Genomic DNA, 7996 nt, shown 5'->3' on the forward strand with positions numbered 1-7996 from the left:
ATGCAGGATCGATCAGTGGTGTCTGGAGTGTCTGTTCTGCCATATCGATTGGCAGTTATACGGCAGAACGGTCGGTGGCGAGCGTCGACACTGGGCGTCCACCTCCCAGGAGCACGCCATGCAGCCGCACGACATCCTTCCCGACCACCAGAACGAGGTGCAGGTGAACGGCCTCACCGTACGCAAGGGCAGCGTCGGCGCCTTTCTCGCCACCGTGCGGGAGTGGCAGGACCCGGCCCGTGATGCCGACCTCCGTGCCGCCGCCGAAGCTGATCTGCGCGGCCTGCTGCCCGGGCTGCACGCGCTGGGCCTGTTCCAGGTGCTGACGGCGCGTGATCCTGCGCTGCAACGGTTGATCGACAGCGCAGCCTGAAACGCACAAGGCCCGGACATGCCGGGCCTTGCTCCAGAACCGCCGGGCGCGGCCCGGCGCTACCGCCTTGGGCATCAGCCGCCCGGTGCGAACACCAGCGTGCGGCGGGTGGTGACCGGGGCCGTGACCGGTTCGAAGCGCCAGCGCTTGACCGCGTTGAGGGCTTCGCGATCAAAGACACGCGATGGCGTGGCGCGCAGTACGCGCGCATTGGTCACCGAGCCGTCGGTGCCGACGGTGATCTCCACCAGGACTTCGCCGGAGGTACCCGAACGCAGTGCTTCGGCCGGGTAACGCGGGGCTGGCGTGCTGACCGGGCGCAGGCTTGGCGCAGCGGCGGTCGCGGCCTGGCGGGCGGCGTTGGCCTGCTGCGCAGCGGCCTGCTGCTGCTTCTGCTCGGCATCGCGACGCGCGGCAGCCTGGCGCTCGGCTTCCTGGCGCTCGCTGTCACGGCGGGCAACGTCCTGCTGCGCAGCAATCTGCTTGGCCGCTTCGGCTTCCTTGGCACGCTGTTCGGTCAGGCGCTGCTGCTCGGCCAGCTGCTTGGTGCGGTCTTCAGCGTCCTTCTTGACCTTCTCGGTCTCGTCTTCGGTGCGCTTGGCGGCAACCTGCACGCCCTTGGTCAGGCCTTCCTTCAGGCGCGGCAGGGCCGGGGCCGAGGCATCGACCTTTTCGATCAGGGCGACCAGCCGCTGCGCTTCAGTGAAATCCTCGCGGCCCAGATGCTGCTCGGCGGCGATCAGGGTGTAGGGCAGAAGATCGGTCAGCGCRCTCTTCACCGAGGCATCGTCCGGCGTCTTGTCGCGCAGTGCCAGGTAGTACTCGATGGCATTGTCGCCGGCCGGGGCGTACATGCGGTTCTCGCGCAGTGCCTGGCTGGCCGATTCGCGCAGCTGCTCGGTACCCATCGACTGCACCTTGGCGGCCACTGCCGGTGCGGCTGGTGCTGCAGCGGCGGGAGCGGCGGCGCCCTGCGCGGCCGGAGCCGGTGTTTCATCCTTGCCCGAGCAGGCAGCCAGGGCCAAAGCCAGAGCGACCGGCAACCACCGGCGCGCGGCAGCGATCATTGCGACGTGCGACATCCTGCTCCCCTCTAAGAAGACGACGTTACGAAAAACGTAGATACGCATGGCCGGGACGCAAGGTCCGGGCGTGGCGGGGGACGTTTCCCAGCGTCACCGTCGCCTGTAGCGAGGGTGCAATCTAGCATCCCGGCCTCACCTGCGCACAAGGGCAGGCGTAGCGGGCCGGTGGCGGCACAGGGACCGCCACCGGGATTGGGATCAATGGACGGCAGACTTGCCGTGGCTCTCAGCCTTGTCGTGGCTGCCGGACATCAGCTTGTCGGTCCACGCGATGCCGATGGCCGACAGGATGAACACGCAGTGGATGATGGTCTGCCAGAGGACGCCGTCGGCCGTCAGCATCGAGCAGCGCGCTACGCCGATGTTGGCGGCAGCCACGCTCATCTGCTCCGGGGTGCACAGCGGGATACCGCCCAGCGCGCCGGTGGCGATGAACGTCTTCAACAGATGGATCGAGGAGATGCCGATGATCGCCATCGCCAGCTTCACCTTCAGCACGCTGGCGTTGACGTGGCTCAGCCATTCCGGCTGGTCCGGGTGGCCTTCCAGGCGCAGGCGCGAGACGAAGGTTTCATAGCCGCCGACGATCACCATCACCAGCAGGTTGGAGATCATCACCACGTCGATCAGGCCCAGCACGATCAGCATGATCTGCTGCTCGCCCATCGACACCGAGTGCGAGATCAGGTGCCACAGTTCCTTGCCGAACAGGAACACATAGACGCACTGGGCAACGATCAAACCCAGGTACAGCGGCAGCTGCAGCCAGCGCGAGGCGAAGATCAGGGTGGACAGCGGGGAGAGCGGCGGACGGTTTGCACTCATGCGGAGGATGCTGCGTTTCGGGGGAGAGGCGAGGTTACCGGCCCGCCATGACGGTGCCAAGCCAACGCACGCACTAGACTTCAGGTTCCTTTCCGTACCCCAGAGCCGCCGCCATGATCGACCTGTATTACTGGCCTACCCCGAACGGCCACAAAGTGACCCTGCTGCTGGAAGAAGCCGGCCTGGAGTACCGCATCCATCCGGTCAACATCGGTTCGGGCGACCAGTTCAAGCCGGAATTCCTGGCCATTTCCCCCAACAACAAGATGCCGGCCATCGTCGACCACGCCCCGGCCGACGGCGGTGCCCCGCAGAGCGTGTTCGASTCCGGTGCGATCCTGCTGTACCTGGCCGAGAAGACCGGCCGCTTCCTGCCAGCCGACCCACGTGGCCGCGTCACCACCTTGGAATGGCTGTTCTGGCAGATGGCCGGGCTGGGCCCGATGAGTGGGCAGATGGGCCACTTCAATGTATACGCGCCGGAGAAGATCCCGTACGCGATCGAGCGCTACGACAATGAAGTGCGCCGCCTGCACGGGGTGATGGACAAGCGCCTGGCCGAGCACGCCTTCCTGGCCGGCGAGGAGTACACCATCGCCGACATGGCCAGCTACCCGTGGGTTGGCGCCTACGACAAGCTGCCGGCGGACTTCGACGCGTTCCCGAACCTCAAGCGCTGGCACCAGGCCATCGCCGCCCGCCCGGCGACCCAGCGCGCCTATGCGCTGCGCCAGCAGGTCAACCCGGACGCGGGCAAGCCGCTCAGCGACGAAGAGCGCAGGCACCTGTTCGGCAAGCGCTGAGGATTCAGCGCAGGCCGCTGCGCTCGCCGGGCATGACCCTGCGCTACCCAGCCCGCCAACGGTAGCGCCGGGCCATGCCCGGCGGATGTGCTTTGCTCGGTCCCTGCCATGGGCAGAAGGTCATGCTGTCTTCCTGCACCGCCTTGGTTAGGATGGACGCTGACCGTCCCGCGCCTGTCGCGGTGGCGGACCTGCCGTTTGCCGGGACCCTCCATGCGCCATCTGTTCGCCTCGCTCGCCCTCATGCTTGCCACCAGTACCGTCGCCCACGCTGAAAAACTCACCCTGGAAGCCATCACCGGTCCGCTGCCGTTGTCCGGCCCGACCCTGATGAAGCCGAAGGTGGCGCCGGATGGTTCGCGCGTGACCTTCCTGCGCGGCAAGGACAGCGACCGCAACCAGCTGGACCTGTGGAGCTATGACATCGGCAGCGGCCAGACCCGCCTGCTGGTGGATTCGAAGGTGGTGCTGCCCGGCACCGAAACCCTCAGCGACGAGGAAAAGGCCCGCCGCGAGCGCCAGCGCATCGCCGCCATGACCGGCATCGTCGACTACCAGTGGTCGCCGGACGCGCAGCGCCTGCTGTTCCCGCTGGGCGGCGAGCTGTACCTGTACGACCTCAAGCAGGAAGGCAAGGCTGCGGTGCGCCAGCTGACCCACGGCGAAGGCTTTGCCACCGACGCCAAGCTGTCGCCCAAGGGCGGCTTCGTCAGCTTCATCCGCGGCCGCAACCTGTGGGTGATCGACCTGGCCAGCGGAAAGCAGATGCAGCTGACCGGTGATGGCAGCACGACCATCGGCAACGGTATCGCCGAATTCGTCGCCGACGAAGAGATGGATCGCCATACCGGTTACTGGTGGGCACCCGACGATTCGGCCATCGCCTACGCCCGCATCGATGAAAGCCCGGTGCCGGTGCAGAAGCGTTACGAGGTCTATGCCGACCGCACCGATGTGATCGAACAGCGCTACCCGGCCGCCGGCGATGCCAACGTGCAGGTGAAGCTGGGCGTGATCTCGCCGGCCGAACATGCGCAGACGCAGTGGATCGACCTTGGCAAGGAACAGGACATCTACCTGGCCCGCGTCGATTGGCGCGATCCGCAGCACCTGAGCTTCCAGCGCCAGTCGCGCGACCAGAAGAAGCTCGACCTGGTGGAAGTCACCCTGGCCTCGAACCAGCAGCGCGTGCTGGCCCACGAGACCAGCCCGACCTGGGTGCCGCTGCACAACAGCCTGCGTTTCCTCGATGACGGCAGCGTGCTGTGGTCGTCCGAGCGCACCGGCTTCCAGCATCTGTACCGCATCGACAGCAAGGGCAAGGCCACCGCGCTGACCCACGGCAACTGGTCGGTGGATGAACTGCTGGCGGTCGATGAAAAGGCCGGCCTGGCGTACTTCCGTGCCGGCATCGAATCGGCGCGCGAAAGCCAGATCTACGCCGTCCCGCTGCAGGGGGGCCAGCCGCAGCGCCTGTCGAAGGCGCCAGGCATGCACAGCGCCAGCTTCGCGCGCAACGCCAGCGTGTACGTGGACAGCTGGTCCAACAACAGCACGCCGCCGCAGATCGAACTGTTCCGCGCCAGTGGCGAGAAGATCGCCACCCTGGTCGAGAACGATCTGGCCGATCCCAAGCATCCGTATGCACGCTACCGCGACGCGCAGCGCCCGGTCGAATTCGGCACGCTCACCGCGGCCGACGGCAGGACGCCGCTGAACTACAGCGTGATCAAGCCGGCAGGCTTTGATCCGGCCAAGCGCTACCCGGTGGCGGTGTACGTGTATGGCGGCCCGGCCAGCCAGACCGTCACCGACAGCTGGCCTGGCCGTGGCGACCATCTGTTCAACCAGTACCTGGCCCAGCAGGGCTATGTGGTGTTTTCGCTGGACAACCGCGGTACCCCGCGCCGCGGCCGTGACTTCGGTGGCGCGCTGTATGGCAAGCAGGGCACGGTGGAAGTGGCCGACCAGCTGCGCGGCGTGGCCTGGCTGAAGCAGCAGCCGTGGGTGGACCCGGCGCGCATCGGCGTGCAGGGCTGGTCCAACGGCGGCTACATGACCCTGATGCTGCTGGCCAAGGCGTCGGACAGCTACGCCTGTGGCGTGGCCGGCGCACCGGTCACCGATTGGGGCCTGTACGACAGCCACTACACCGAGCGCTACATGGACCTGCCGTCGCGCAACGACGCCGGTTACCGCGAAGCACGCGTGCTGACCCACATCGAGGGCCTGCGCTCGCCGCTGCTGCTGATCCACGGCATGGCCGACGACAACGTGCTGTTCACCAATTCGACCAGCCTGATGAGCGCGCTGCAGAAGCGCGGCCAGCCGTTTGAACTGATGACCTACCCCGGTGCCAAGCACGGCCTGTCCGGTGCCGACGCACTGCATCGCTACCGCGTTGCCGAAGCTTTCCTGGGGCGTTGCCTGAAACCTTGATCATCATCCGGGAAGGAGCCCGCCCATGACCCTGCCGCCGCCGATTCCTGCGCCCTCCACCCTGGCTTCCGGCTGGTGGTGCCGGCATTGGCGTTGGGCGATGCCGTTGGCGGTGCTGCTGTTCCTGGCCGCACTGGGCGGCGCCATCGCCTGGAGCCTGCTGCGCTGGACCGAGGCCGCGCACGACAGTGCGCCGATGCGCGAGGCCATGCGCCGCGCCGGCTGCAGCGTCGAACTGGTGCAGGTGTTCGGGGAACCGCTGCAGGCCGGCACGCTGCCGCTGGGCAGCATGCAGACCGCCATCAACGGCGAGCGCGACGTTGGCCTGACCGTGGCGCTGGAAGGGCCGCATGCGCACGGCCGCCTGTTCGTGAAGGGCACCCGCAGCGACGACGTGTGGGATTACCCGGTGATGTACGTGCTGGCCGAAGACAAGCAGACCTTCGACCTGAGCGCGCTGGATGATGCCGAGGCGGCCGGCGAATGCGAACTGCAGGCCTGTCGCGATCGTGGCGAATGCGCGCTGACGGCAGCGTTGTAGATGGCGTGACCTCCGGCCGATTGTCGCCACCGCCGTGAGCGCGTAGGGTGCGGGCAACCCTGTCCTGGAGTGCTCCATGAAGCCGATCGCGCTTGCCATCGCCCTGGCCCTGACCGCCGCCCCGCTGCTGTCGGCCCCACCGGCCCTGGCCGCACCGGCCGCCAAGGCCTCCACGCCGGCCAGCCCGGCCTGGGTCGCGCGCAGCAATGCACTGGCGCAGATCCTGCTGGATGCGCAGGGGCCGTTCCAGCCCGAGGAGACCGGCTTCTTCGGCGTGCCCGGCTATGACGACAAGGTCGCCGACCTCGGCCCGGACAACGACCAGCGCTACCGCGCCGCGATGGCCAAGGCCCGCGACGAACTGAAGGCCAAGCTGGCCAGCGAGAAGGATCCCAACGTCCGCCAGGACCTGGAGATCATGATCGCCGCCGCCAATCAGAGCATCGAAGGCAGCGAGCTCAACCAGAAGTACCTGCTGCCGTGGCGTGATGCGCCRCAGAGCGTGTTCAGCGGCCTCAACCTGCTGCTGTCCGACCAGGTGCCGGCCGAGCGCCGGGCCAAGGCGGTCGATCGCCTCAAGGCGTATGCGGGCCTGCAGCCGGGCGGCACCGCGTTCACCACGCTGGCCCGCCAGCGTTACGAAGAGCGGTTGAAGGACAGCACGCTGCTGCAGCCGACGAAGATCGAAGTGCAGCAGTCGCTGGACAACGTCGAGACCTACATCACCGGCATCGAGTCGTTGCTGAAGAAGTACCAGGTCACTGGTGCCGACGAGGCGATGAAGGCGCTTGCCGCACAGATGAAGGACTACGCCGCATGGACCCGCAAGGAGGTGCTGCCGAAGGCACGTGCCGATGCGCGCCTGCCGGCTCCGCTGTACGCCTACCAGCTCAAGCAGGTCGGCATTGATATCGACCCGAAGCTGCTGATGCAGCGCGCGCAGCTGGAGTTCATGGAAACCCGCTCGGCGATGCGCCAGCTGGCGCCGCTGGTGGTGAAAGAGAAGGGCCTGAAGGTCAGTGATCCGAGCGACCCGGTGGCGGTGATCCGTGCGCTGAAGGGCGAGAAGATTGCCGATGACCAGCTTGAAGGCCACTACCGCAAGGTGATCGATGCCATCGATCCGTTGATCCGAGAACACCGCATCGTCGACGTGCCGCAGCGCGCGATGCAGATGCGCTTGGGCTCGGCTGCCGAAAGCGCTGCCAGCCCGGCACCGCACTTCCTGCCTGCGCCGCTGGTCAACAACACCGGGCAGCAGGGCACCTTCGTGCTGCCGCTGGGCAACCCGGCCGCCGGTGCGGGTGCGCAGTACGACGACTTCAACTTCGGTTCGGCGGCCTGGACGCTGAGCGCGCATGAAGGCCGCCCGGGCCACGAGCTGCAGTTCACCGCGATGGTCGAGCGTGGCGTGTCGCTGGCGCGCACGATGTTCGCGTTCAATTCGGTGAACGTGGAAGGCTGGGCGCTGTATGCCGAGGCGGAGATGGTGCCGTACGAGCCGCTGGACGGGCAGATGATCGCGCTGCAGTTCCGCCTGCTGCGTGCCGCCCGCGCGATGCTGGACCCGATGCTCAATCTCGGCCTGACCGACCGTGCCAACGGCGAGCGCGTGCTGATCGAGCAGGTGGGTCTGTCCAAGGCGATGGCCACCCAGGAACTGGACCGTTACATGGTGCGCATGCCGGGCCAGGCGGGCAGCTACTTCTACGGCTACACCCGCATCCTCGAACTGCGCATGCAGACCGAGCTGGCACTGGGCGCGAAGTTCGACCGCTTGGCGTTCAACAACTTCCTGCTCGACCAGGGCCTGTTGCCGCCGGACCAGCTGGCCGAAGCCGTGCAGCAGCAGTTCGTCCCGAAATACAGGAAGAACTGACCGGTAGTGCCGGCCGCTGGCCGGCATTGCCTTTGCCTGCGGTTGCCGGCC

7 protein-coding genes are annotated in these 7996 nt (G+C 67.1%); 5 read left to right on the plus strand and 2 right to left on the minus strand.

What is annotated here, in order from left to right; translation table 11 throughout:
- Positions 1-118: 118 nt before the first annotated feature.
- The gene (locus AC1VAN_RS05485; protein ID WP_105164841.1) at positions 119-373 is read left to right on the plus strand and encodes a hypothetical protein; all 255 of its coding nucleotides are present in this window, start codon (positions 119-121) and stop codon (positions 371-373) included.
- Between the two features lie 74 nt (positions 374-447).
- Here the strand turns inward: AC1VAN_RS05485 and AC1VAN_RS05490 are convergent, their stop codons facing one another.
- The gene (locus AC1VAN_RS05490) at positions 448-1455 is read right to left on the minus strand and encodes an energy transducer TonB (protein ID WP_025877557.1); all 1008 of its coding nucleotides are present in this window, start codon (positions 1453-1455) and stop codon (positions 448-450) included.
- A 201-nt stretch (positions 1456-1656) separates the two neighbouring features.
- A complete protein-coding gene (locus AC1VAN_RS05495; protein WP_032976840.1) occupies positions 1657-2283 on the minus strand; it encodes a TIGR00645 family protein in 627 nt (208 codons plus the stop codon).
- Positions 2284-2396: 113 nt separating this feature from the next.
- Between AC1VAN_RS05495 and AC1VAN_RS05500 the strand changes: the two genes are divergently transcribed.
- From AC1VAN_RS05500 to AC1VAN_RS05515, 4 genes are all read left to right on the plus strand, one after another.
- Positions 2397-3086 carry a glutathione binding-like protein gene (locus AC1VAN_RS05500; RefSeq protein ID WP_480985412.1) on the plus strand — a complete coding sequence of 230 codons (690 nt, stop codon included), beginning with the start codon at positions 2397-2399 and terminating at the stop codon, positions 3084-3086.
- 213 nt (positions 3087-3299) lie between these two features.
- Positions 3300-5525, plus strand: a complete 2226-nt coding sequence (locus AC1VAN_RS05505) for a S9 family peptidase (protein WP_442251313.1) — start codon at positions 3300-3302, stop codon at positions 5523-5525.
- Between the two features lie 25 nt (positions 5526-5550).
- Positions 5551-6066: a cytochrome c oxidase assembly factor Coa1 family protein gene (locus AC1VAN_RS05510; RefSeq protein WP_032976843.1), complete on the plus strand. Its 516-nt coding sequence runs from the start codon at positions 5551-5553 to the stop codon at positions 6064-6066.
- A 76-nt stretch (positions 6067-6142) separates the two neighbouring features.
- Positions 6143-7945, plus strand: coding sequence for a DUF885 domain-containing protein (locus tag AC1VAN_RS05515; RefSeq protein ID WP_154881230.1), 1803 nt, complete (start codon positions 6143-6145; stop codon positions 7943-7945).
- Positions 7946-7996 lie beyond the last annotated feature (51 nt).

The sequence above is a fragment of the Stenotrophomonas sp. 05L44_2 genome (genome assembly GCF_056665995.1).